The sequence below is a fragment of the Moorena sp. genome (genome assembly GCF_982860115.1).
In genome coordinates this window covers 1-24,367 of the sequence record NZ_CEYLVT010000069.1, presented here as the reverse complement: position 1 = coordinate 24,367, position 24,367 = coordinate 1, and the positions used below count along the sequence as shown (strand labels likewise).

Annotated in this window: 17 protein-coding genes; 11 read left to right on the top strand and 6 right to left on the bottom strand. The window is 43.3% G+C overall.

What is annotated here, in order from left to right; translation table 11 throughout:
* Window positions 1-218: 218 nt before the first annotated feature.
* Window positions 219-2,285, top strand: a complete 2,067-nt coding sequence (locus tag AC4II3_RS13935) for an NAD(P)H-quinone oxidoreductase subunit 5 (RefSeq protein WP_488006804.1) — start codon at window positions 219-221, stop codon at window positions 2,283-2,285.
* 104 nt (window positions 2,286-2,389) lie between these two features.
* Entirely contained in the window at window positions 2,390-3,988 is a 1,599-nt protein-coding gene (locus AC4II3_RS13930) for an NAD(P)H-quinone oxidoreductase subunit 4 (RefSeq protein ID WP_488006802.1), read from the top strand.
* 178 nt (window positions 3,989-4,166) lie between these two features.
* Here the strand turns inward: AC4II3_RS13930 and AC4II3_RS13925 are convergent, their stop codons facing one another.
* Together AC4II3_RS13925 and AC4II3_RS13920 are read right to left on the bottom strand one after the other, a co-directional pair.
* Complete coding sequence (locus AC4II3_RS13925; protein ID WP_488006800.1) at window positions 4,167-4,916, bottom strand: Uma2 family endonuclease; 750 nt, start codon at window positions 4,914-4,916, stop codon at window positions 4,167-4,169.
* Window positions 4,917-4,999: 83 nt separating this feature from the next.
* Entirely contained in the window at window positions 5,000-5,938 is a 939-nt protein-coding gene (locus tag AC4II3_RS13920; protein WP_488006798.1) for a Uma2 family endonuclease, read from the bottom strand.
* A 321-nt stretch (window positions 5,939-6,259) separates the two neighbouring features.
* Here AC4II3_RS13920 and AC4II3_RS13915 point away from each other — a divergent pair, with 321 nt between their 5' ends.
* From AC4II3_RS13915 to AC4II3_RS13895, 5 genes are all read left to right on the top strand, one after another.
* Complete coding sequence (locus tag AC4II3_RS13915; protein ID WP_488006796.1) at window positions 6,260-6,400, top strand: hypothetical protein; 141 nt, start codon at window positions 6,260-6,262, stop codon at window positions 6,398-6,400.
* Between the two features lie 34 nt (window positions 6,401-6,434).
* Window positions 6,435-7,577 (top strand): agmatine deiminase family protein, encoded by a 1,143-nt coding sequence (locus tag AC4II3_RS13910; RefSeq protein WP_488006794.1) that lies wholly within the window; start codon window positions 6,435-6,437, stop codon window positions 7,575-7,577.
* 345 nt (window positions 7,578-7,922) lie between these two features.
* Window positions 7,923-8,417, top strand: coding sequence for a tellurite resistance TerB family protein (locus tag AC4II3_RS13905; RefSeq protein WP_488006792.1), 495 nt, complete (start codon window positions 7,923-7,925; stop codon window positions 8,415-8,417).
* A gap of 181 nt (window positions 8,418-8,598) precedes the next feature.
* Complete coding sequence (locus AC4II3_RS13900) at window positions 8,599-9,447, top strand: tRNA-dependent cyclodipeptide synthase (protein WP_488006790.1); 849 nt, start codon at window positions 8,599-8,601, stop codon at window positions 9,445-9,447.
* 1,003 nt (window positions 9,448-10,450) lie between these two features.
* Window positions 10,451-13,417 (top strand): NACHT domain-containing protein, encoded by a 2,967-nt coding sequence (locus tag AC4II3_RS13895; protein ID WP_488029094.1) that lies wholly within the window; start codon window positions 10,451-10,453, stop codon window positions 13,415-13,417.
* A gap of 472 nt (window positions 13,418-13,889) precedes the next feature.
* Here the strand turns inward: AC4II3_RS13895 and AC4II3_RS13890 are convergent, their stop codons facing one another.
* Together AC4II3_RS13890 and AC4II3_RS13885 are read right to left on the bottom strand one after the other, a co-directional pair.
* Complete coding sequence (locus AC4II3_RS13890; RefSeq protein ID WP_488013538.1) at window positions 13,890-14,168, bottom strand: helix-turn-helix domain-containing protein; 279 nt, start codon at window positions 14,166-14,168, stop codon at window positions 13,890-13,892.
* 636 nt (window positions 14,169-14,804) lie between these two features.
* Window positions 14,805-15,521 carry a thermonuclease family protein gene (locus tag AC4II3_RS13885; RefSeq protein ID WP_488013540.1) on the bottom strand — a complete coding sequence of 239 codons (717 nt, stop codon included), beginning with the start codon at window positions 15,519-15,521 and terminating at the stop codon, window positions 14,805-14,807.
* Between the two features lie 567 nt (window positions 15,522-16,088).
* On the opposite strand from AC4II3_RS13885, the gene rpsD reads away from it, so the two are divergent.
* On the top strand, window positions 16,089-16,697 hold the full coding sequence (gene rpsD / locus AC4II3_RS13880) for a 30S ribosomal protein S4 (protein WP_070395435.1): 609 nt from the start codon (window positions 16,089-16,091) through the stop codon (window positions 16,695-16,697).
* 121 nt (window positions 16,698-16,818) lie between these two features.
* On the opposite strand, the gene moaA is transcribed toward rpsD, so the two are convergent.
* Complete coding sequence (gene moaA, locus AC4II3_RS13875; protein WP_488013542.1) at window positions 16,819-17,805, bottom strand: GTP 3',8-cyclase MoaA; 987 nt, start codon at window positions 17,803-17,805, stop codon at window positions 16,819-16,821.
* A gap of 258 nt (window positions 17,806-18,063) precedes the next feature.
* Here moaA and AC4II3_RS13870 point away from each other — a divergent pair, with 258 nt between their 5' ends.
* The 3 genes from AC4II3_RS13870 to guaA all read left to right on the top strand — a co-directional run bounded on the left by AC4II3_RS13870 (window position 18,064) and on the right by guaA (window position 22,545).
* Window positions 18,064-18,969: an alpha/beta hydrolase gene (locus AC4II3_RS13870; protein WP_488013544.1), complete on the top strand. Its 906-nt coding sequence runs from the start codon at window positions 18,064-18,066 to the stop codon at window positions 18,967-18,969.
* Between the two features lie 356 nt (window positions 18,970-19,325).
* The gene (gene cbiD / locus AC4II3_RS13865; RefSeq protein ID WP_488013546.1) at window positions 19,326-20,471 is read left to right on the top strand and encodes a cobalt-precorrin-5B (C(1))-methyltransferase CbiD; all 1,146 of its coding nucleotides are present in this window, start codon (window positions 19,326-19,328) and stop codon (window positions 20,469-20,471) included.
* 430 nt (window positions 20,472-20,901) lie between these two features.
* Entirely contained in the window at window positions 20,902-22,545 is a 1,644-nt protein-coding gene (gene guaA, locus AC4II3_RS13860; RefSeq protein WP_488013548.1) for a glutamine-hydrolyzing GMP synthase, read from the top strand.
* 164 nt (window positions 22,546-22,709) lie between these two features.
* On the opposite strand, the gene AC4II3_RS13855 is transcribed toward guaA, so the two are convergent.
* On the bottom strand, window positions 22,710-23,423 hold the full coding sequence (locus AC4II3_RS13855; protein WP_488013550.1) for a choice-of-anchor E domain-containing protein: 714 nt from the start codon (window positions 23,421-23,423) through the stop codon (window positions 22,710-22,712).
* Between the last annotated feature and the right edge of the window lie 944 nt (window positions 23,424-24,367).

Sequence of the window (24,367 nt, the reverse complement as noted above, 5' to 3'; positions counted from 1 at the left end):
ATCAGATATGAGACCTTAGTGGCCTATTCACCGGATGGCGGCTGTTGGTAGTAGTCACCGTAAGCCAATGCCGACAGTGAGTCCATGGTCTAGGCTGCTATAGTGCAGTTGAGATTAAAGCGTCTGGCCTTCTACAGACAAACAAAAAGAAAAACTTTAGACATCAGCGGTTAACAGTTTGCCAAAATAGTAACGAAATCTGAAGTAGGCTGTCTTAAATGGAACCGCTTTATCAATATGCCTGGCTAATCCCAGTGTTTCCCTTGGCAGGGGCAATGCTGGTTGGTCTGGGGCTAATTTCCTTCAATAGAGCAACGAACCGTCTGCGGCAGCTGTTAGCTGTATTGATTGTCTCCTTCTTGGGGGCGTCCATGGTGTTCTCCTTTGCTATACTCTGGAGTCAATTTCATGGTCATGAACCCTATCAACGCACCCTGGAGTGGGCTGCTGCTGGCAATTTTCACCTCATGATGGGCTATACCATCGATCACTTAACCGCACTGATGCTGGTAGTGGTGACCACCGTAGCTTTTCTGGTCATGATTTATACCGATGGCTACATGGCTCATGACCCCGGTTATGTGCGCTTCTATGCTTATTTAAGCTTGTTTAGTTCCTCTATGCTCGGTTTGGTGGTTTCTGCCAACCTGTTGCAAGTTTATATTTTCTGGGAACTGGTGGGAATGTGTTCCTACCTGCTAATTGGATTCTGGTATGACCGTAAGGCAGCAGCAGATGCTTGTCAAAAAGCCTTCGTTACTAACCGTGTCGGAGACTTTGGTCTGCTGTTAGGCATGTTGGGACTCTACTGGGCCACTGGCACCTTCGACTTTGATGTCATGGGAGCCAATCTGGAAACCTTTGTGGAATCCGGTTACCTGGGTGCAGGCATGGCAGCTGTGTTCGCTGTCTTAGTGTTTCTCGGTCCGGTGGCTAAATCCGCCCAATTTCCCCTCCACGTTTGGCTTCCCGATGCTATGGAAGGCCCAACCCCGATCTCTGCCCTAATTCACGCCGCAACCATGGTAGCTGCTGGGGTGTTTTTGATTGCCAGGATGTACCCCGTGTTTGAAGGGATTCCAGTCGCCATGACTGTGATTGCCTGGACGGGAGCATTTACCGCTTTCTTAGGGGCAACCATTGCCATTACTCAAAATGATATTAAGAAAGGGTTAGCCTATTCGACTATGTCTCAATTGGGTTATATGGTAATGGCAATGGGCATTGGAGCCTATGGTGCTGGCTTATTTCACCTGATGACCCACGCTTATTTCAAAGCCATGCTGTTCCTCTGCTCTGGGTCAGTAATTCACGGTATGGAAGCTGTGGTTGGCCATGACCCGATTTTAGCTCAGGATATGCGGTTAATGGGAGGCTTGCGTAAGTTTATGCCCATTACCTCCCTGACATTCCTAATTGGAACCTTGGCAATTTGTGGAATTCCCCCCTTCGCAGGGTTCTGGTCAAAAGATGAAATCTTAGGCAGTACTTTTGAGGTAAGTCCAATACTTTGGGTAATTGGCTGGCTGACCGCTGGAATGACTGCTTTCTATATGTTCCGGATGTATTTCTCCACCTTTGAAGGGGAATTTCGGGGCAATGAGATGGAAATTCGTCATCAACTCAAAGAAGCTGCTGGTGTAGCTGTACCTGCTTTTGGTCCTGGTGCTATGGATGTACGAGAACTTGAGGCTCAGGCTGACGATGATCACCACGACCACCACCACAGTGAGTTTCCCCATGAGTCACCCTTAACGATGACTCTACCGTTGTTAGTTTTAGCCGTGCCATCGGTACTGATTGGTTTGGTGGGAACTCCCTTTAACAACTACTTTGAGGAATTTATCCACCCAGCCAGTGAAACCATAGCCGAAGTCGTGGCAGAAGCAGAAGCCTTTGACTGGTCAGAATTTCTGATTATGGGCGGCAGTTCCGTGGGAATCGGTCTGATTGGGATTTCCGTTGCGGTACTGATGTACTTACAGGGCAAGATTGACCCCAATGCGATCGCTAAAAAAATCCAGCCCCTATATCAGCTGTCTCTCAATAAGTGGTACTTCGATGAAATTTATGACCGGCTGTTTGTTCAGGGAAGCCGCCGATTAGCACGGCAAGTTATGGAGGTTGACTACCGTATCGTTGATGGTGTAGTAAACCTGACTGGCTTTTTTACCCTGCTCAGTGGTGAAGCACTGAAATACGTAGAAAACGGTCGTGCCCAATTCTATGCTCTAATTGTCTTCCTCGCAGTACTGGGTTTAGTAATTGTCTCAGGTGTGACCTGACCTGCTTTGTTAATTGTTAGTTGTTTATAAACAATTAACAATTAACAATTAACAATTAACAATTTGCAATTTTATTTTGACCAATGGTGACTGACTAGTTGACTATGACAGATTTCCCCTGGCTAACAATAATTATTCTGTTTCCGATTGCAGCATCGCTTCTGCTCCCGTTTCTGCCAGAAAAAAATGGGACTTGGGAGCGTTGGTACTCTTTAATTATCGGGCTAATTGATTTTGCCCTAATTGTCTATGCTTTTGTGACCCAGTACGACCTGAGCAACCCAGAACTGCAACTGGTCGAAAAATACAGCTGGGTGCCTCAAATGGACTTGAATTGGTCAGTAGGTGTAGATGGCTTATCCATGCCTCTCGTTTTACTGACTGGCTTTATTACTACCCTAGCGATGCTGGCAGCTTGGCCGGTAACCTTCAAGCCTAAGCTATTTTACTTCCTGATGTTGGCAATGTACGGTGGTCAGATTGCTGTATTTGCTGTTCAGGATATGCTGTTGTTCTTCTTGGTATGGGAACTGGAGTTAATTCCAGTTTACATGCTACTGTCAATCTGGGGGGGCAAAAAGCGTCTCTATGCAGCTACCAAGTTTATCCTCTACACCGCAGGGGGTTCCCTGTTTATCTTGCTAGCTGCCTTAGGCATGGCATTCTATGGAGATACCGTAACCTTTGATATGCGATCGCTAGCCCTCAAAGATTACGCCCTCAATTTCCAGCTACTGCTTTACGGAGGCTTCCTGATTGCTTACGGGGTCAAGCTACCCATCTTCCCTCTACATACCTGGTTACCAGATGCCCATGGGGAAGCCACAGCACCGGTACACATGCTCCTGGCTGGCATTCTGCTGAAAATGGGGGGATATGCCCTAATCCGCATGAATGCTGGCATGCTACCCGATGCCCATGCCGTCTTTGCTCCGGTATTGGTGATTTTAGGGATTGTCAATATTGTCTATGCTGCCCTTACCTCCTTTGCCCAGCGTAATCTCAAGCGTAAGATTGCTTACTCATCCATTTCCCATATGGGATTTGTCTTAATTGGTATTGCTTCCTTTACCGACTTAGGCATGAGTGGGGCAGTGATGCAAATGATTTCCCACGGTTTAATCGGTGCCAGCCTATTCTTCTTAGTAGGAGCTACCTATGACCGTACCCATACCTTGATGCTCGATGAGATGGGGGGTGTTGGTAAGAGAATGGGAAAAATGTTCGCCATGTGGACAACCTGTTCTATGGCATCCTTAGCATTACCCGGAATGAGTGGGTTTGTCGCAGAAGTGATGGTGTTTGTTGGCTTTGCCACCAGTGATGCTTACGGTTCCTTGTTCAAGGTATTAGTGATCGTCCTGGCAGCTATCGGGGTTATCTTAACACCAGTTTACCTGCTCTCCATGCTGCGGGAGATTTTATATGGTCCGGAAAACAAGGAATTAGTCGCCCACGAAGCCTTGATTGATGCGGAACCTCGGGAAGTGTTTATTATTGCATGTCTGTTAGTACCAATTATCGGCATTGGTTTGTATCCGAAAATTGTGACTCAGATCTATGACGCTACCACCGTCCAGCTAACCGCACGACTCCGCAACTCTGTACCAACCTTGGTTAACGAAGCACCAGTAGCACTAGAAAATGCTCCAATAGTTTCTGTCGCTCCATCTATTGGTACTCGTTCTATTGGTACTCGTTAAGGATTGATATTTTACTGTTGACTAGCTAGTAGCAAAATCAAGAAGTTATTAACAAATTAGTAGCCTTTAATGTAGGGGTAGTATGAACCAACCCCTACATTTTTTTGTTGCAAAAGCCCCCAAAAAGCTACCTTACAGAAGCTATTGCTAGCGATCGCTTATCCAAAACTGACCTTAGTTAAGGTTGCACTCTTTGATTAACCTCTTCTACTGATAAACTCAAAGCGTCAGCTATCTGTTCCACACTTAACCCTAATCCTAATAAATGGGAAATAGCCTTCTGTAGTGCTTGTTCAGTTTTATGTAGTGCTTGTTCAGCTTCCTCATAAGCCATGTCCAGTTCTTGAAAGTTTAATAGCTTTTTACCTAACTTTGGATCGAAAAACTCTAGTTTTCCCTGATTCACTTGAAGTTCTAGACCTAAGACTTCACTGTAAATCGAGAAATCTTCATCTCCTAAAGGTTTGCTAGCTATAGGCTCATAGTTTCCCTCCACCAGACGTAATCCTTTCAGGGGTGGTTGGAGATAATCTTCCACAGGGTCATACTGCATGTATTCTAATACTCCCATATCTTGGTATGTTTGGCGATTAAACCTTTGATCAGTTCCCTTAGTACTTATTGAAGTTACTTCTAAGATCCAACTGGGATAATTTCCGCCTTCTTCCCAAACTTTGTAGTGTTTTCGTAGTTTATTTTCTACTCCGAAAATTACAAATACATCAGGCTCAATTACCGCATCATATATGCCTTCTAGGTAGTAAATCGATAAGTTACCGGAAACATAAACATCGTCTCGATTTTTGAAATAGTTTTTCAAGGCTTCTACGCCATAAATGATATAATCTCGGTTAGGGTCACTTTCTGCCATTGGTGTACCATTAGTATTGCGGTAGAAAAATTTAGGTTTTAATTGCTCATTAGTCATTGGTCATTCAGCAAGGGAGTAGGGAGCAGGGAGTAGGGAGTAGGGAATAGGGAACAGGGAACAGGCAAGGGGGAATAACCAATTTAAATGTGACGGTTAACCTCTGCCACTGATAAATTTAGTGCTTCAGCTATCTGTTCAACAGTCAAGCCTAAGCTTAATAACGGGGAAATAGCATTTTGTAGCGCTTTTTCCGCTTGTTGTCGGCCTTGAGCTTCAGCAGCTCGCTCTAACTCCGCTTGTTGTCGGGCTTGAGCTTCGGCAGCTCGCTCTAACTCCGCTTGTTGTCGGGCTTGAGCTTCAGCAGCTCGCTCTAACTCTGCTTGTTGTCGGGCTTGAGCTTCAGCAGCTCGCTCTAACTCTGCTTGTTGTCGGGCTTGAGTTTCTGTGGTTTGCTCTAACTTTGCTCGTTGATAAGCTATCTCCAGTTCTTGAAAATTTAATAGCTTTTTACCCAGCTTCGGATCAAAAAATTCTAGTTTTCCCTGATGCACTTGCAGCTCTAGACCTAAGACTTCACTATCAATAGCAAAATCTCCATCCCCTAAAGACTTGCTGGGGATAGGTTGATACTTTCCCTTCACCAAACGTAATCCCTTAAGTGGCGGGTTAAGATAATCCCCGGTAGGATCATACTGAAAGTATTCTAATACTCCCATAGTTTGGTATAGTTGGCGTTTCGTGCTTTGATCACTATTCCGGCTGCTTTTTGAGGTTATTTCTAATACCCAACTGGGCAATTTTCCTCCTTCTTCCCAAGCCTTGTAGCTTCTTCGCTGTTTGTTTTCCACGCCAAAAACCACAAATACATCGGGAGAAACTACCTGATCGGGTTCTCCTTTCTGGTAGTAAATAAATAAGTTACCGGAAACATAAACATCTTCCCGATTTTTGAAATAACTTTTTAAGGCTTCTACGCCATAAATCAGATAATCCCGAGTAGGATCACTTTCTGTCATAGGCTTACCATCACTATCGGGGTAGAAAATTTCGGTTTTGAGTTCGTCAGTTATTTTAGTCATAAGTCAAAAGGCAAAAGTCAAAAGTCAAAAGGCAATAGGCAATAGGCAAAAGGCAATAGGCAAAAGGCAATAGGCAAGCTAGCTATCGATGACTTTACAACCCAGATACAAACGCTATATATTAGTTAGCATTTTCTTTATGGGTAAGAAGGGTAATGGTGAAAACACTTTCCCCATTACCCAAAGGTGTAATTGCAATCACACCGCATTACAGAATCTCTAATTACCTTAATTTGACCATCAGTAGAAAAAACAGATCACCTGTCACTGGACATTTGAGCCACTCTATGATATCGCTGCTAGCATTCACCATCGAAAACCATGGCAAGTGTCGGAAGTGTCGGAAGTGTGGGAAGTGTGGGGAGGGTGGGAAGTATGGGGAGAGAGGGAAGTGTGGGGAGGGTGGGAAGTATGGGAGAATTCCTACTCCCTACTCCCTACTCCCTACTCCCTACTCCCTAGCCAATTGATAAGTACTCTAGAATAGATACACACTATGTTGAATCGTAGAAGATTACTGAAGTTAAGTGTTCTTTCAGCTGCTAGTACCTTGGGTTGGTCAGCAGTTTGCTCAAGGGTCAGAAGTGAGGTTGATAGTAGTGAAATGCCGGACTATAGCAGCACTGGAGTGACGTTATTAAAACAGACAACACCCCTTGAGGATGGCTTTTTCTTTCCAGCGGAATGGCAGCCCCATGAATTCACGATCATGGTGTTTCCTCCAGCTCAGAATTGGAAAGGCTATGGTCTGAAGAAGGCAAGGCGGGAATGGGCAGCAGTGGCGAATGCTGTCAATGAGTTTGAACCGGTGGTGATGGTTGTTCATCCTCAAGACAAGGGTGTGGCTAAGGGCTTGTTGAGTTCAGATATCGAACTAATTGAGTTTCCAGTAAACGATGGCTGGGCAAGGGATTCCGGTCCAATGTTTTTGGTGAACGGCAAGGGTTCACGTCGGGTAGCTGGCTTTACCTTTAACGGTTGGGGCGGTAAGTTTCCCCCTTATCACGAGGATGCTTTACTAAAGGCGCGATTGTCTCACTATCTTGAGACTACCATGTACTTATCCTCTCTAGTGTTGGAGGGTGGTGGTGTGACATTAGATGGTGAAGGCACGATTATCACCACTGAAGAATGTTTACTTAACTCTAATCGCAACCCCAGGATGAGTAAGTCTCAAGTTGAGCGATTGTTGAAGGACTATCTCGGGGCTGAAACCGTGGTTTGGCTAGGTCGTGGTATCGTACCTGATCCCGTCACAGATGGACATGTGGATGGGATTTGCGCATTTGCAGCACCTGGATTGGTCTTACTTCATAGCACTGATGATAGGAATGATCCAAACTACAAGATTTGTCGGGATGCTAAGCATCGATTACAACAAAGTACTGATGCTCGCGGACGTAAGTTTGAGATTGTTGAGATTCCTCTTGGCTTAGATATTGCTCACATGAATTTTTATATTGCTAATAATGGTGTGATCGTTCCAGTTGCTGGTGACTCCAGCCAAGATGATGCTCCCCTTGCTATTCTGCGTGAGGTTTTCCCTGGGCGGAAGGTTGTTGGTGTCGATAGTCTAATACTGGCTGAAGGTGGAGGAGGGATTCATTGTATTACCCAACAGGTACCTGTGGCTAAGTAAGCATATGCGCTACGCGCACGCTACGCGAACAGTCGTCAGCTGTCAGCAATCAGTAAATTTTGGGGCAGGAAACAGGCAAGATGCCTGTTCCACCAAGATGCCCGTTTTACACAAATAAATATTTAATAAAAATTTAACAAATAGTCTGTGATTTTATGACAGTTTTATATTATTAATTCCTAGATAATTTTCTTGATAATATTCTTAACCTACACGTTATTAACCTCAAAGTATTGAGTTTTATAAACTTGACAAACAGGGGGTTTCCACCATGATCCCATCAATTTATCTTGTGGTAGAATAAACTTGCTCAAAACACCTATATCAAAAACAGAGAGCAAAACTATGACAAATGGAAAAAGTCTCCAGCTGACCCCATATTCCAAGCATAAATATAACGGCACTAAACCAATTGATTTTGAGGTAGCCGTGAATTACAGCGGTGCATTAATGGCGATTGCTGGAGCGGATGGGGAACTGGCAGAAGCCGAATTACAGTGGTATATTGACGAACAGGAAATGATGGTAGTCGAATCTGAAGAAAAAAAAGAATACATTGAAGCGCTCAGCCAATTCGATTGGAAAAATGCTAGCGTTGAGGAGCTATTGAGTAGTCTCAAGTATGACTTTCCCCTGAATTTTCGCCGAACCATGTTGTACCAAGCGATCAAGATGTGTCGAGCCGATGGTAATTACCATGACAAAGAAAAAGCATCTGTGGCTAAAGCGGCAGAAATTTTAGGAATTGAACGCAGCGTGGCAGCTAGCCTGGAGTCCCTGGCAGAAATGGAAGATTCAGCGGAGCGATTGCGCCTTGCCTTATTTGAAACCGACGTTTAATTCGGGTGCATCTCATTAAAGCTGTTTGACCCGATGGGTGGAACGGGCATCTTGCCCGTTACAATTTTCGGACGGACTTTTCCAACACTGGCTACCGAAAAAAGTAGGTTTATCCCGTCCCTAACGCACCCTACTTTTTTACTGTCAGCTTACCAGATTGCTGCCAAAAACATCTAAAATAATGAGTAGCCACAGGGACGAAGAAAGGATCATCGAAAATTTTGAATGGAATCAGCTTTCCCTGGAACAATTAAAGCTGCTTCAGTCTAAAATAAGCAAAACAATCGATCTTAAGATACCCGAGTTAAAGTTGACCCAATATACTACCAATATCACCCAAGTTCATCGGTATAAGGCAAGCTTAGCCAAGGTCTCTCCCCCTAACCTACGTAGCTCCCTCTGTGAGTATCAAAAGTGTGTTTTCGGAATCAGCCTGGGAAGCAGAAACTTCGTTGATAGTGAGCGCATCGAAGCCTCCATCAAATGGATTAGCGAACACTTCAAAGCTTGCCTAGTACTAGTTTGCGACAGTGTATATAGACTGACAATTGAGGCTAGACAGGGACTTAAAGGGGATCAAGCTTGGCTGGAGGCAATTCGCACTGGAGAGATGTTTATTAATGAAAACCGTTTCTTGTTTCAGCAATACTGTGGAAGTTGTCAATTCCAGTTCCAGATGGCTTCCCAAATAGAGAAGCAATTAGAATTTGATATCTATTACAAAGACGTTCAGAGTCTTTATCAAAAGGATGAATCTTTTCAAAACATGGTCAACTCCTTTGCCCAGACCTATCTCAACCGGGATGAACAGGTGGAAGAGGAAAAAATGTACCTGAGTACAACCTACATTCTTGAGGAGTTTGCTTTGGCCACCTGCCTTGCTAAAGAAGGATGGCTAGTTTCTGTTTATCCTGGGTCTATTAAAACCTTTGAAGAAATTGTGGAAGGGTTACATCCAGAGGTTCCTTTACCTCTTAAGCAAATGATCTGGATCAGCCTACGTCTTAAAAGGAAGGCTACTGCTGGATAAAGCGTCTAATGGCTTTGAGGTCAATGATCAGCCTTTCAATATGCCATCAAATTCACCAGCCTCAAATCTTTTTCTCAATTCCTGGCGCTGAATTTTGCCAATCCCTGTTTTCGGAATTGTCTATTTAGGAACAGGAATCAGGTAATCTGGATTTAACCCAATTCTGTTCACAACAGTTTTCCGAATTTTATTGATCACTGGGTTTAAGGAATTATCCTCAGTATCAGTAGCACTGAAAAAGATTGCCAATCTATCAGTATTGTCCCCAATTATCCGAACATAATCTCACCCACCACCGGGTCAAACAGCTTTAATTAGATACACCCACCAACTCAGACAGGGGTTAAATTTCATCGGGATTAATACCCATCTGTCGTAACCGTTCTGCTAATTGTTCAGCTCGTTGGTGTTCAAGTTCAGCTCGATGCCCGTTCCACCCACCAGGTCAAATTATTCACACATTAGTACTCGTTTGTTAGATAACAGTACTGGTTTTTGTCAACTAGTACTAGTTAATGATAAACGGGTACTCGTTTGTTAGATTACAGTACTGGTTAACGAGAAATGGGTACCCGTTTGTTACACACCAGTACTCGTTTGTTAGTTAGCAGTACTGGTTAACGGGAAATGGGTACCCGTTTGTTACACACCAGTACTCGTTTGTTAGATTACAGTACTCTAGACCATGAAACTAGATAGCAATCACACCAATGCAGTTAACTAAAGCAGTATATGTGAAAGATTTTAGCAAAACAAGACGAAAAAAATCATTTATCAATACCCAAACCTAGTAATTCCTAATCAATGAGGTAATTTTGTACAGGTTTTTAGGTACATTCAATTTTGCCATCTGCCACTCCCGACTCCGTGGGGCCTTACGGGGCGGGCTTTACCAATGCTGGCTACGAGGCGGAAAATAACGGCGAGCCCCCCTAATACACCCTACCTAACTACTTCCTTTGCTCTATACTGATAAATAAACCAAAAAACAACTACCAATATCATGCTGGATTGGTTAGCAGTTTGGGGAATTTCTAGTGCTGGTGGCTATCTCGCTAAAGAAGTGATCGGTCCCTTGGCAAAAGAAGCTCTAGAAGACTACACCAAAGACTTCTTCAAAGAGTCTATCAAAGAGTATACTGGACTATCGGATCAAACTACCCAGAAAAAACTCTTCGGTAAAGCCTTAAAAGAATTTGTAGCTTTAGTTGAAAAGGAATTGGAAGATGCTGACCTATCCAAGCCAGAATTAAAACAGTATACTAAACCCCTCAAGCAGTATATTAAAAACCAATCCATTAAAGCTATCCTAGGAAGTGCGTTTAAGTATGGCTGTGAACAAATAGATACTGAGACATTAGCCAAGACTTGGATTGAGCTTAAGTTATTACCATTACCAGAAGAATTTCGTTGGAAGTATATTGCTAGACAGTATCTCAAGCAAGTACACACTATCATCCGGGAATCCGATCAGTTACGGCCTATCCGAGATTCCCAAACCTTGGATGCGATTGCACAAAACACTAACGCTACAGCAGGCATTATCCCAGACTTTGACTTAAGCACCTATCAAGAAGCACTCCTAGAGCGCTACGGTAATCTCGGCTTGGATAGTTTAGATACCAGTGGCTATGCCTATAACGAACTAAAACTATGGAAAATATTTATCCCCCAAAATGTGCGAGAGGTTCATGACCTGATGCCGTCAGCTCTTCATGAACTTCCTAAAGATTATTATAGACAACTGGGAGATAGTGATCAACTAGACATAGAAATTGAGCTAGAGGAGTTGAAGCGAGCCAAAGAGATTTATCATCAACAGCCGCTTAAATCCGTATTGGATGTTATTAATGACTCTCAAGGCTATCCCTATTTCGTAGTTTTAGGAGACCCAGGCTCCGGTAAATCTACTTTGCTGCAATATTTAGCATTAAATTGGGCAAGAACAGATCTGACTACTGCCCTTTCTCTACCAATTCCCTTACTGATTGAATTACGCACCTATATCCGCAATCGCGATAGTGGACAGTGTAATAACTTCTTGGAATTCTGCCATCAAAGCAGTGGCTCCATCTGTCATCTGAATCAACATCAACTGCATCACCAGTTAAAGAGTGGTAACGTATTAGTGATGTTTGATGGCTTGGATGAAGTCTTTGAACCAGGGAAACGAGACGATGTGATTACGGATATTCATCGCTTTAGCAATACCTATCCTAAGGTACGAGTAATTGTTACATCTCGCGTCATTGGTTATAAACCCCAACGGCTACGAAATGCTGAATTTCGTCATGTTATGCTCCAAGACTTGGAGTCGGAACAAATTCAAACCTTTATCGAGCACTGGCATGAGTTAACCTTTACGAATCAAGCCGATAAAGTTAGGAAACAGGAGCGCTTACAAAAAGCAATTGACACATCCTCCCCGATTCGACAACTGGCGGTAAATCCCCTATTACTAACCATGATGGCAATCCTGAACCGCAATCAAGAATTGCCTCGTGACCGCTCTGAACTCTATAACCAAGCGTCTCGGTTACTGCTCCATCAATGGGATGTAGAGCGAGCATTACTAGAAGATAATCGTGTTGATCCCAAGACTATTGATTATCAAGATAAGCAACAGATGCTGGGAAAAGTGGCATATTTCATGCAGGTAAATCAAGGGGGATTAGCGGGAAATCTGATTAGTGGAGAGGATTTAGAAAGGATTATCAAAGATGAGCTGAAATTACGAGACGTTACTAATCCCAGATCCGTTGCTAAGGTAATGATTAATCAGTTGCGCACCCGCAATTTTATATTGTGTTTCATGGGAGCAGATTACTACGCCTTTGTGCATCGGACATTTTTGGAATATTTCTGTGCTTGGGAATTTGTCAGGAAATTTGAAAAAAAACAGGAGATTTCCCTAGAACAGTTGAAAACTGAAGTCTTTGGTCAGCACTGGCGGGATGAATCTTGGCATGAAGTGCTCAGGTTGATTGTCGGCATGATTGATTCCAACAAAGCTGGAGAGATTATTGAGTATTTGATGGCACAAGATGGAGAAGAGGATAAGTTTCATAATTTATTTCTGGCAGGGTATTGTTTGTCTGAAGTTAGGAATCGGTATGAAATTAAATCAACGGATACTGAATTACTGAATTGCTTCAAAGACTTAATTCACTATGATCTAAATTATGATTATAAAAAGTATGAATATCAGGGATTCTTAGTCTGTTATATACGCACTAACGCTGTGGTAGCAGTAGCCACCCATTGGCAAGACCATCGAGATACCTTACCCCTACTTCAAGTATCGACTCGCTCCGATACTGATTCGGATGTGCGAGGTATAGCAATTTACCAGTTAGCTCAAGGTTACCAAGACCATCGAGATACCTTACCCCTACTTCAAGAATTGGCTCGATTTGATCAGCATTGGTTGGTGCGAGGTATTGCAATTGAACAATTAGCTCAAGGTTACCAAGACCACCCAGATACCTTACCTCTACTTCAAGAATCCGCTCGCTCTGATCAGATTTCGTCGGTGCGAGGTACAGCAATTGAACAGTTAGCTCAAGGTTACCAAGACCACCCAGATACCTTACCTCTACTTCAAAAATCCGCTCGCTCTGATCAGTATTGGTGGGTGCGAAGTACAGCAATTGAACAGTTAGCTCAAGGTTGGCATGATCAGCCTTGGTTATTGGAATTTTTACGCGATCGCACTCTCAATGACCCCTATGATCTTCAGAAAGAGCATGACCTCTTTGAGGCTAATAAAGACCATGATTCCTTTGAGGCTAATAAATATGATTTGCCACTGTTACTAGTAAAAAATCCTCGAGAAGTAGCCCTTAAGGCCATCCTGAAATATTATCCTAACCATTCCCAAACCCGATCCTTATTGCAGGATAGAGCAGAGCATGACCCCGAGCCTAAACTGCGGGTGTTTGCTCAGACGCAATTATTCAAATTACCGTAGTTCTGATAGTAATCAAGTATACATAATTTTTTACCTGTTACCTGTTTACTAAAATTTTCAACTGATTTACCTCACCCAATTGATAACTGCCATCTATTATCAATAAGCTTAAAAAAAGACTTGACAACTATTATGAAATATAGTAATTTCATGATTGACAGCCAGTAAAGCACTCCCAAAGTCTAAAACCTTGGGAGAGTCATTTTAGGTTACATTAAATCCAGTCTAGCATCCCTGTTTTAATTGTAAAAATCCAACCATGGGAATAGATTTGAATGTAGAATGTAGAATTTAGAATTTAGAATTTGTAACCAGGGACACAAAAATGATTACACATTTTACAAAAATCAAAGCCTTACAATGTAAGGATTACAGAAATTGAGAGTAGGTAATTAATTCTGTGTAGGTGTTTAATTCTACATTTTTAATTCTACATTTTTAATTCTACATTTTTAATTCTACATTCTTAATTCTACATTCTTAATTCTACATTCTTAATTCTACATTCTGACCTCCTTCGACAACAATCGCTGTCTTGATGCAGTCGCTCCAATAACGGTTTAGGAATTGTCTCGAAATCCTCCAACAAGAAATCCATAATCGCCAGATGGCGCAAGTGACCAGGAGTGGGAGGGTAACAGCGACGACTGGTGTTAAACCAGCCGTTAACAGTGTGAACGGAGCAAGAGCAGATCAAGGCCATATCTTCCCGACTCAAGTCCCACTTATTGTAAAACCGTTGCGGTGTCATACCCAATTCGGAGTAACTGTAAAGTCGGATTAGGATTTGCTCGCGCTCGGTGATGGGATAGGGATAGGAATTTTATCCCTTTGACTCCCTCTGTTGGGCAAGCTGTTCAAGGCGCTCTATCGCTTCGTGATAATCGATGGAATGATAAACAAATCGTTTTTTTCGCATTATTATAGAATTACCTCCATGTAACTTGGGGGAAAAGCCGCGCTTGTAGGTTGGTGGCCGGAGAGCGCGGTTTTTTTTCAATGATTATAGTATAACCAATGGCTACTATTATTGTCAACAATAAAACCAAATAAATCAAGAAAATTTACATAAATTTTAATAATAAGTTACAATCTAACGATTAGAATGGTAATTTGTTTAGCTAATAACTTAAATTTATATAGTAAAGGGAACAGGGAACAGGGAATAGGGAACATGGAATAGAGAGTAGGAAGTAGGGAGTCGGAAAAAAAATTATCACAATTCATTGATGATTTCTAGATTAACTGTTTATAAGTTGATCAACTTATAAACAGTTAGGATAATTACCCATAAGAAAAATCTCCCCATCTCCCCATCTCCCCATCTCCCCATCTCCCCACACTTACCTTCTTTTTTACAAATATGAGATGCACCCACTTGATAGTATTACTTCAGGGTCTCCTTAAACGTATCCTCAAACTGATCGTTAGTCATTTTGCCAGCTTCTAAGTCTTCAAAGAGGGTTTGAATTTTTTCTGTAAGCTGCTGATATGCATCTGGGTCTCCAAGCAAGGCTTTTTGCTTTTTCTTAAGGGGACGAAACAACCAAGGCTGGATAAATCCTGACTTCGGTTCTTGCCATAACCCTTTGCCTTGGCGTTCCGCATCTGCCTCTGCCAACAGAAGAGAGATAGCCATCTCGCGAGGGCACTTACTAAAAAAATCGTAATAAATCAGTGCTAATCCTTCTTTGACTAAACTATGCTGAAGAAACGTGCCATCCAATAAGTAAACTTCGCCAATTTTACGATTGTAGCGAGTGTCGATGTCGGTAATTCTCAATTTAACTTGATCCCCGTTTTCTTCTACCAACTGTTTGACCCAGTCTTTCCCTTCATTGCCCCACTTAAATTGACTTTGATAGAGCGCATTATCCTGATTTTTATCCTCAAGTTTTTTGTAACCCCACCCCTTAGGCGTTTCTGGTGCATCAATGTAAACGAAGCGCACTGTAATCTCTTCTCCGGAGCCATCAATCACATCAATGGTGTCAGCATCGGAAACTTTCTTAACAGCGTAGGTTTCTAAGGACTCAAAGTATGGCGGTACTTGAGGAGCAACTGACCCTACTTTACTTAAAATTTCAGTAATCAAGTCTGTCATGGTGTAAATCCTATCAGGACTCAGATAAAAGTAATCGATGAACAGGCAATCAGTGCCTCAAATCAACACTTGATGCTATTCTAGATTTAAGACTAACCATAGCAAAACACTTACTAGCTGTCTATGGGCTTCAATCATCCAGAATAAAAGCACTAAGGTTTAATCGCAGACGGTTTTTTATCACTAATGATCCTGACACTATATAACCTTACAAGGATTATTTATGGTAGTTGTGTCATAATCATTGAGCGGTCAGCTGATTTTATTCAAAGGTGCGCTACGCAAACGCTGCGCGAACACTACCGTGGCCACAGGCCAATCGCTGATAGCTGAATCATCAATGCTGATAGCTAAATGCTGATAGCTAAATGCTGATAGCTGAATGCTGATAGCTGAATGCTGATAGCTTACCTTGCCTCAAAGCCTTTACCCCGTCTTCTTTCCTAGAGCGATCGCTTATTAGTTGGGTAGCCCACTGTCCTAATAAATTGTAAGATAATAGTTTTGGGAAATCTTTAGTCAAGATAGTACACAAGATAGTACACAAGATAGTACAGAGGAAGTTATATGTCCCGATATAGAGGCCCGCGTCTGCGGGTCGTTCGCCGTCTGGGTGATTTGCCCGGTTTAAGTCGTAAAACACCCCGCCGTGCCTATCCCCCTGGTCAACATGGTCAAAACCGTCGGAAACGCTCAGAATATGCGATCCGTCTCGAAGAAAAGCAGAAACTGCGCTATAACTACGGAGTGACTGAAAAGCAGTTAATTCGCTATGTCCGTAAAGCTCGTCGAGCCACCGGTTCCACTGGACAAGCTTTGCTGCAACTGCTAGAAATGCGACTAGATAACACAGTCTTCCGCATGGGTATGGGAGGTACCATCCCAGCGGCTCGTCAGCTCGTGAATCACGGTCATGTTACTGTAAATGGTCAAGTAGTTAATATTGCTAGCTATCAGTGTCGCCCTGGCGATGTGATTGCGGTTAGAAACCGTGATCAATCCCGCCGTCTAGTAGAACGCAACTTGGAATTTCCTGGCTTAGCAAACCTTCCTAGCCATTTAGAGTTTGATAAGAACACCTTCACCGGGAAGGTGAATGGGATTATTGATCGGGAATGGGTAGCATTACAAATTAACGAGCTACTGGTGGTTGAGTACTACTCCAGGAAAGTCTAACCCGAGTTGAAGGTTGACAACCGTTCAAAGTTAACAGGTTGAACGGGCACGGGTGGCCTTTTGGCCAAGGTTAACAGGTTAAAGGTTCTAACCTGTAACCTTTAACCTGTAACCTAAAAAACTATCCGCCAATTTGTGACATCGTCCTTGTATATGAACTATCAGTACCAGAGTCTCTCTCCTTGAAGTTGATTTCTGGTTTAATCATCAGCAACTGTCTGACCTGCTCTCTTAAGTCAGCGGTATCAACGCCGCTGCGTAGAGCAGTTTTTAAGTCAACTTGACCTTGTTCATTAAGTAGGCAGGGACGCAGCCAACCATCAGCAGATAGACGCATCCGATTGCAGCGATCGCAAAAACATTCTGACATCTGACTAATAAATCCCAGGGTGCCCTTGGCACCAGGAATCTGGAACACATCAGCTGGGCCATTACCCCGGACACTCGATTCTATCAAACCCCAGCTTTCGCGAATCCGTTGCCGTAATTCTTCCGAAGGTATCCACGCCCGCTCACCAAATAGCTGGGAGTTCCCGATGGGCATAAACTCGATAAATCGAACGTGCCAGGAGCGGTCAATGGTTAGAGCAGCTAAATCCAGCACTTCCTGGTCATTAGTTCCTGGAATTACCACCACATTCAGCTTTAACGGGTCAAATCCAACCTGATGGGCAGCTTTTATCCCTTCCCAAGTCTGTTCCCAGCGCGAACGTCCCCGATTGCCAATAATTTTGTCAAATGTCTCTCGATTGAGGGAGTCCAGACTAATATTAATCCGCCGTAAACCCCCCTGGTAGAGTTCCTTTGCCATACCAGCCAGTAAAAAGGCATTGGTAGTCATCGCTAAATCTTGTGTTTCGGGTAAAGATGCGATCGCTCTAACTAACTCCACTACACCTGGACGCAATAGGGGTTCACCTCCCGTGAGGCGAAACTTTCTAAATCCTACCGGGATAAACACCTCCTTGAGCAGAGTCAGCAGTTCTTGATCAGTGAGTAATTCTTGCCGTAGGATATAGTCAAGTTCTGCTCCTTGAGGCATACAGTACTGACAACGGAAATTGCAGCGGTCAATTAGGCTAATCCGGAGATAGTCTACAGTATTCATAATTGCTGGGATGATGGGGTTTCAAACAGTTTTGGTAATAGGTTATACCCATTCCGGAATCAGTCCCTCAGCCCTTGTAGCTAATGCTATGCAGCATCTCTTTCCAAGAATCCAGTGATACTGCAACGGTTAGGGTGCATTCCTTTTCTTGCAAAGCCTATTCTGTGTCCCTCAATGGAGTGTCACAATTGCTCACTCATGGTGTACTCCCCTACCTAAAATCAAGAAGAAACTACCAGTATCCTAGATTTAGGGGCAATGACCCACAAACCAGATTTTCTTCTATACGCACAACACGGATGGGCGGATAACTCTAAAGCGATCGCAAGCCTTGCCCAATCCTTAGCCACATCCCGCACTGCCATCATTGCTCCCGATCTTGGTTGGTTCAAAACCTGGCTCTGGATAGAACCCCTAATCAACCAACTCGAACACATCGTCTTAGATACCATTGTCAAATATCCCCAAACACCAATCCGAATTATTGGTCATTCCATGGGTGGCTTAATTTGGCTAGAACTCCTCAGCCGTCACCAAGACTGGTGGTCACAAGTAGAATCCTTAGTGTTGATTGGTTCTCCTATTGGTGGTGCAGATCTAGCTAGAATTATTGACCCCTTTGGCATTGGTATTGGTATCGCAAAGGATTTAGGTATCAACCGCCGACAACTAGCAGAGTCCATTGGCGCAGTGATTCCTACATTAGTAATAGCTGGTGATAGTGATAAAGGTAGCGACGGAACGATTACAATAGAGACAACCAAGTTTTCTCCTAGTCAATTCGTTTGTTTACCTAATGTGCATCATGCTGCTCTCAAAAATCATCCGTTAGTCGCAGCAGAAATCCAGAAATTTTGGGCGAATCCAGTTATCACACAATCTCCTCCACCAGGAGACTTTATTACTAGCTTAATTCAACAATTACACTCCGTCCCAGGTATGACTGATGGTCATGGTCGAAATTTTCACCGAGCCAAGACCTATATAACATTTAAAAATGGCATTTCCATTCGGACTTGGCAGAATCCTTTACTAATACACCATGTATTTGTAGCTAGCCCTGAAGGAGACTGTCTCTACACTGGTTTTGTAGGTTGGATACATACTCAAGCCTTATATCAAACCCTTGGAACTATAGCAAAGGGAGTAGGGAGTAGGGAGTAGGGAGTAGGGAGTAGGGAATAGGGAATATGGCATCACAAATTATCACAATTCCTACACGGATTCCTTAAGCATTCAGCCCTTAGCGGTCAGCCTAATCCTTAAAATAAACCTAAGTATTCAGCTATCAGCTAATGCTTACAAAATTACAAACTACAAATTACCCGAACAACAAATTTTATACAATGAATATAGCATTTCTCATAGTAATCAAGTAGACAGTATTTTTTTCATATTGCCTCTTCTGACTTCCCTATCACCTATTACCTTTCTGCTCCCTACTCTCTAAAACCCATAAATCTGTACCTTACCAATTGAGAACTGCTATAACTAAACGTCCGCAAATTTTACCTGGTTACATGACCACCTCTCTACCTAAATCTGGATATACCTTACCGGTATTCGCCTGTGCCTCAGCCATAGCCGCTCTCCATCAGTTACGCAACGGTCAACCCTTGGAAATGGTGTCAGTGGACTTAATTAACCCTCCTGAAACCGCAGACATTCCCATTGAGCAAGTGGCTAGGATTCGAGAAGGGGTAGCGCTAGCTATCACTCACTCTAACCCTGGTGATAACCTTGACCTTACCCGTAATACCCCAATTTGGGCAGTCGTAGAATGGGGTTCCTCCGAGCAAACTGAATCGATACAGTTATTAGGGGGTGAAGGAATTGGACGACAAATCAATGCCGGAGGTAAACCAGCCATCTATGCTTACGCTAAGAAACTATTGCACCATAACTTGAGTTGTCTGCTAGCACCCTCAGAGAAAATTCAGGTGACGATTATCTTGCCGGAAGGGCGGAAGTTGGCACAGCGTACTTCTAATTCTGCCTTTGGTGTAGTAGAAGGACTTTCCCTACTAGGAACTACTGGCATTTCCCAGCCTCTGAGTGCTCCTGGTCAATTAGCTGCTTACCAGGAGGAATTAAAAGCAAAAGCCAGCAAATTGCTAAAAGAGCAAGCCTCCTCACATTCGACAACACTAGTATTCTGTGTGGGAGAAAATGGCTTAGATTTGGCGCGAGGCTTGGGGATTAATCCCGAGCGGCTGGTTAAAACAGCCAATTGGCTCGGACCGTTGTTGGTAGCAGCTGGGTACTCCCAGGTGCCAGAAATTTTGTTATTTGGCTATCATGGTAAGTTAATTAAACTGGCTGGAGGAATTTTTCACACTCACCACCACCTAGCTGATGGACGACTGGAAATTCTCACCGCTCACTGTGCGCAGTTAGGAGTACCAACCCCACTGATCAGGCAAGTATTTGGCAGTCAAACCACTGAAGCTGCCCTGAATTGTCTGCGTGAATGGGATCAGACTCAGGGCACTGATTGGGTAAATCAGGTTTATCATGCGATCGCATTGACCATTGACCAACGCTGCTTTGACTACATCCGCAAACACAGTGAGCAGCATATCCAGGTGGGCTCTGTATTATTCGATCGCGATCGCAAGATTATAGTTACCAGTGCCACAGGTTGCACATTATTTTCAAATTTGTGATAAATTTTTATAAATCTTCATACATTGGCGGGCGGATCTTGTAGCCGAACCCAATGTATGATAAATTAACCTGATTATCAGATGAAACTTCGGATTTCAGGACATATAAACTGAAACCCTGAAAAATCTCCTGACTAGAAGTCACGAGAGTGTCAACAGACATACCACTGCCAGGCAGGTCTATGAAGTGCGTGTGGGAGTGGAAACTGACATAACCGTAAACAGATAGAGTTCTGTATCGTCGATGAGAGTCTACGACTCAGACTAACTGGTTAATGCCAGCGCTACCATCTACATCAAAGTGTTGGGGCGTTGAAGGATTAATTTACGGAAACCATCAGCTTTCAACCTATCTGTTCATAGGAATTAATTTATGCTGCCCAGAAGCACACCTAGGCAGCGACCTGTTCGTACATTCACACAACTAAACATGACGAACACAGCAGTAACCCTAAGGACCAACAAACTATCTTACCAGAAAGAGGCATTGCCTGTAGCCTCTCTAGGAGAGCAGTTGAATCGCCAGATGATTGTGATTCTGGACTTCGGCTCTCAATACTCGGAACTGATTGCTCGTCGCATTCGCGAGACTAACGTTTACTCCGAGGTACTATCCTATCAGACCACAGCTCAACAGCTACAGCAGCTTCATCCCCAGGGCATCATTCTCTCTGGTGGCCCCAATTCCGTCTATGACGATGGAGCCCCCCTATGTGACCCAGAAATTTGGAATCTCGGTATACCCGTGCTAGGGGTTTGCTATGGGATGCAGTTGATGGTGCAACAACTAGGTGGAACAGTCACCAGGGCAAAAAAAGCTGAGTATGGCAAAGCCGCCTTACTAATTGATCACCCCACTGACTTACTGAGCAATGTGCGAGACCACTCAACCATGTGGATGAGCCACGGAGATTCCTGCGTGACTTTGCCAGATGGCTTTGAAGTCCTTGCCCATACTCAGAATACCCCTTGTGCCACCATCGCTAACTATCAGAAAAAACTTTATGGCGTGCAATTCCATCCAGAGGTTGTGCATTCAACCGATGGTCTTGCCCTAATCCGTAACTTTGTTTACAACATCTGCGAGTGTGAACCCACTTGGACCACTGCTGCTTTTATCGAGGAAGCGATTCGAGAAGTGCGTGCCAAGGTAGGGGAAAAACGGGTTCTGCTGGCTCTGTCTGGTGGAGTAGATTCCTCTACCCTTGCTTTCTTACTCCATCGCGCAATTGGGGATAAACTAACTTGTATGTTTATTGACCAAGGCTTCATGCGCAAAGGCGAGCCAGAGCAGTTGGTGAAGCTATTTGAGGAAGAATTTTGTATTCGAGTAGAGTATGTGAGCGCTCGCGATCGCTTTTTGGCTCGCCTTGCTGGTGTCACTGACCCAGAAGAAAAGCGTCGCCGCATCGGTCACGAATTCATTCGCGTCTTTGAAGAAGAATCCCAGCGTCTTGGTCCATTTGATTATTTAGCTCAGGGTACCCTCTATCCCGATGTGATTGAATCAGCCCATACTAACGTTGATCCCAAAACCGGTGAGCGGGTAGCTGTGAAAATCAAGAGCCATCACAATGTCGGAGGCTTACCCAAAAACCTGCGCTTCAAGTTGGTAGAACCATTACGCAAGCTATTTAAAGACGAAGTGCGCCAACTCGGTCGTGACCTCCGCTTGCCAGAAGCGATTGTGCGCCGACATCCCTTCCCCGGACCAGGATTGGCGATTCGCATCATTGGTGAAGTGACCTCAGAACGCTTGAATATTCTGCGAGATGCTGATTTCATCGTTCGAGATGAAATTCGCCGACAGGGAATGTATAACGACTTTTGGCAAGCCTTTGCTGTGTTGCTCCCAATACGCAGTGTGGGAGTAATGGGGGACAAGCGCACTTACGCTCATCCGATTGTATTGCGCTTTGTTTCCAGTGAAGATGGTATGACCGCTGACTGGTCACGAGTACCTTATGACTTACTTGAAACTATTTCCAACCGGATTGTTAATGAAGTCAAGGGAGTTAATCGGGTAGTTTATGATATTACCTCTAAACCTCCTGGAACCATAGAGTGGGAATAGTTTCTTCAAAGGGTGATTAGTGATTAGTGATTAGTGATTAGTGATTAGTGATTAGCCATTCTTAATTGCTCAAATGACTCATCACTAAACAAAATAAAACCGAAGTTTCACTGAACTGGAAACTTCGGTTGATACACTATGGCAAAAGCAATATTCAATAATTTTCAACTCTTCCTATTCCGTTTTGTTTGTGTCAACAGCATCAGTCCTACCAAACCAAGACCGATAACACTGGTAGGTTCTGGCACCGACTCGTACTCGTAGGTCAATGTAACTTCCCCTGCTACGTCTGTCTGGAACCCAGAAAGCAAATTGCCCGCACCCGTTACTGTGGAAGTACCAAGCGCTGTGAAGATCAAGTCCTGGTCTCCAGATCCTAAAAAGTAACTCAACTCAGAGTCCCCAGACATAAATGTATTACTTGTGCTATCCGAAGCAGTACGCTCAGGCAATGTGACTCCTGAAGAGCCTGCGTAATCAAGTACACCGTCATAGCTCAAAAGATCAACCTGTTCTGAAACTAGAGGTATCACTTCAACTAGGGTAATATCAGGTTCACTCAAGATTAAGCCAATTTTAGATGCCAGATCCAAGGTTACTGTGCTCTCAGAGGCCTCCATGTTTTCCGTACGGGCATTTCCCTTGACAAATCCGATTAGGTCAATCGTGACACTTTCGAGAGTTCCCAAAGCCTCATCAAATTTGGGAAGAATGAAAAATGTATCAACACTTGTCGGTTGCCATTCAATGCTCTGAGTATGGGTGATACTAGCTGCATTAGCTGCACCAGTAGTAGCCAACATACCAGCCAAAGTAGTCGCAGTAGTTGCTAGAAATACTTTCAGACGGGAATAGGTCTTTGCCGTGGATTGAGTCATGGTACTAACGAGTGATTAAGGTCTTCTGGTCATATCTCGGTAAAAGTCACTCCAACTTCGGATTTAGCTGGAGAGCTAATTTGTGTCTCTTTGAGCTCAGCAACTCTAGCGATCGCATAATTTGCCTGCTTTCCGACAAAAAGCTTAAAATTTAGGAATTACCACCAGTTGTACGGGTTTGTCAGTATAGATGCGGTTAAGCGGTTAAGTAGTAGAATAAAATTAAAGTAAACTTTTAATAAAAGTTAAATTTGGACAAGGCAAAACGAAACAGAGAGGGATTCAATGCCTTGACAATTGTTAACAACGTTAACTTTATTTATTTTCAGCTACTTACCACTGGGACTCTGTTGAGCTTGCAAAACCAGCTCAACAAACTTCTAAAAGCTGAGCATAATAGTGATGCAATTGGAAGAGCAAACTGTGGTTTTATGGGATAGCCATAGGGTTGTTCATAGTGACTCAATCAGTTAATTACATTTTTTTTCTATAAACTTATCCTAGGAACCTCGTGTTTTTCATCAGGTTTAAATTAAGCTTCAAATGTATTTTTAATGTAGATTTTTTGTATAAATACTTTTTGTACGAAATCCGTCTTTATAATCCCTTTATTTTTAGGGCTATAACTTTAAATCTTATTCACAAAGTAAACCTTATCCCAATTTGATTTATTCGAGCTACAGATGGTGAGGATGTTACAGGTTACAGGTTACAGGTTACAGGTTGCCGGTTATAGATTATAGGTTACAGGTTATATCAAATCTGATCGCATCGGAATTGTTTACAACTTGCATTTGCCTCAATTAACTCTCTTCCCATCCCCCCATATCTCCATCAATGTTTACAATTAATATATAAACCGAAACGCTATTACCAGGTTACTAGGTTGCTATAGCAGAGAAAGAGTTGCTTAGGACAATACTATGAAGGCATGATCCAAAGCA

Bases quoted from the DNA above. Each gene is read 5' to 3' on its own strand.
- AC4II3_RS13925 (WP_488006800.1), bottom strand. From the start codon at position 4,916: ATGACTAATGAGCAATTAAAACCTAAATTTTTCTACCGCAATACTAAT.
- AC4II3_RS13915 (WP_488006796.1), top strand. From the start codon at position 6,260: ATGGCAAGTGTCGGAAGTGTCGGAAGTGTGGGAAGTGTGGGGAGGGTG.
- moaA (WP_488013542.1), bottom strand. From the start codon at position 17,805: ATGAATACTGTAGACTATCTCCGGATTAGCCTAATTGACCGCTGCAAT.
- AC4II3_RS13930 (WP_488006802.1), top strand. From the start codon at position 2,390: ATGACAGATTTCCCCTGGCTAACAATAATTATTCTGTTTCCGATTGCA.
- AC4II3_RS13895 (WP_488029094.1), top strand. From the start codon at position 10,451: ATGCTGGATTGGTTAGCAGTTTGGGGAATTTCTAGTGCTGGTGGCTAT.
- AC4II3_RS13870 (WP_488013544.1), top strand. From the start codon at position 18,064: ATGACCCACAAACCAGATTTTCTTCTATACGCACAACACGGATGGGCG.
- AC4II3_RS13910 (WP_488006794.1), top strand. From the start codon at position 6,435: ATGTTGAATCGTAGAAGATTACTGAAGTTAAGTGTTCTTTCAGCTGCT.
- AC4II3_RS13890 (WP_488013538.1), bottom strand. From the start codon at position 14,168: ATGACACCGCAACGGTTTTACAATAAGTGGGACTTGAGTCGGGAAGAT.
- AC4II3_RS13885 (WP_488013540.1), bottom strand. From the start codon at position 15,521: ATGACAGACTTGATTACTGAAATTTTAAGTAAAGTAGGGTCAGTTGCT.
- AC4II3_RS13855 (WP_488013550.1), bottom strand. From the start codon at position 23,423: ATGACTCAATCCACGGCAAAGACCTATTCCCGTCTGAAAGTATTTCTA.
- AC4II3_RS13935 (WP_488006804.1), top strand. From the start codon at position 219: ATGGAACCGCTTTATCAATATGCCTGGCTAATCCCAGTGTTTCCCTTG.
- cbiD (WP_488013546.1), top strand. From the start codon at position 19,326: ATGACCACCTCTCTACCTAAATCTGGATATACCTTACCGGTATTCGCC.
- rpsD (WP_070395435.1), top strand. From the start codon at position 16,089: ATGTCCCGATATAGAGGCCCGCGTCTGCGGGTCGTTCGCCGTCTGGGT.
- AC4II3_RS13920 (WP_488006798.1), bottom strand. From the start codon at position 5,938: ATGACTAAAATAACTGACGAACTCAAAACCGAAATTTTCTACCCCGAT.
- AC4II3_RS13900 (WP_488006790.1), top strand. From the start codon at position 8,599: ATGAGTAGCCACAGGGACGAAGAAAGGATCATCGAAAATTTTGAATGG.
- guaA (WP_488013548.1), top strand. From the start codon at position 20,902: ATGACGAACACAGCAGTAACCCTAAGGACCAACAAACTATCTTACCAG.
- AC4II3_RS13905 (WP_488006792.1), top strand. From the start codon at position 7,923: ATGACAAATGGAAAAAGTCTCCAGCTGACCCCATATTCCAAGCATAAA.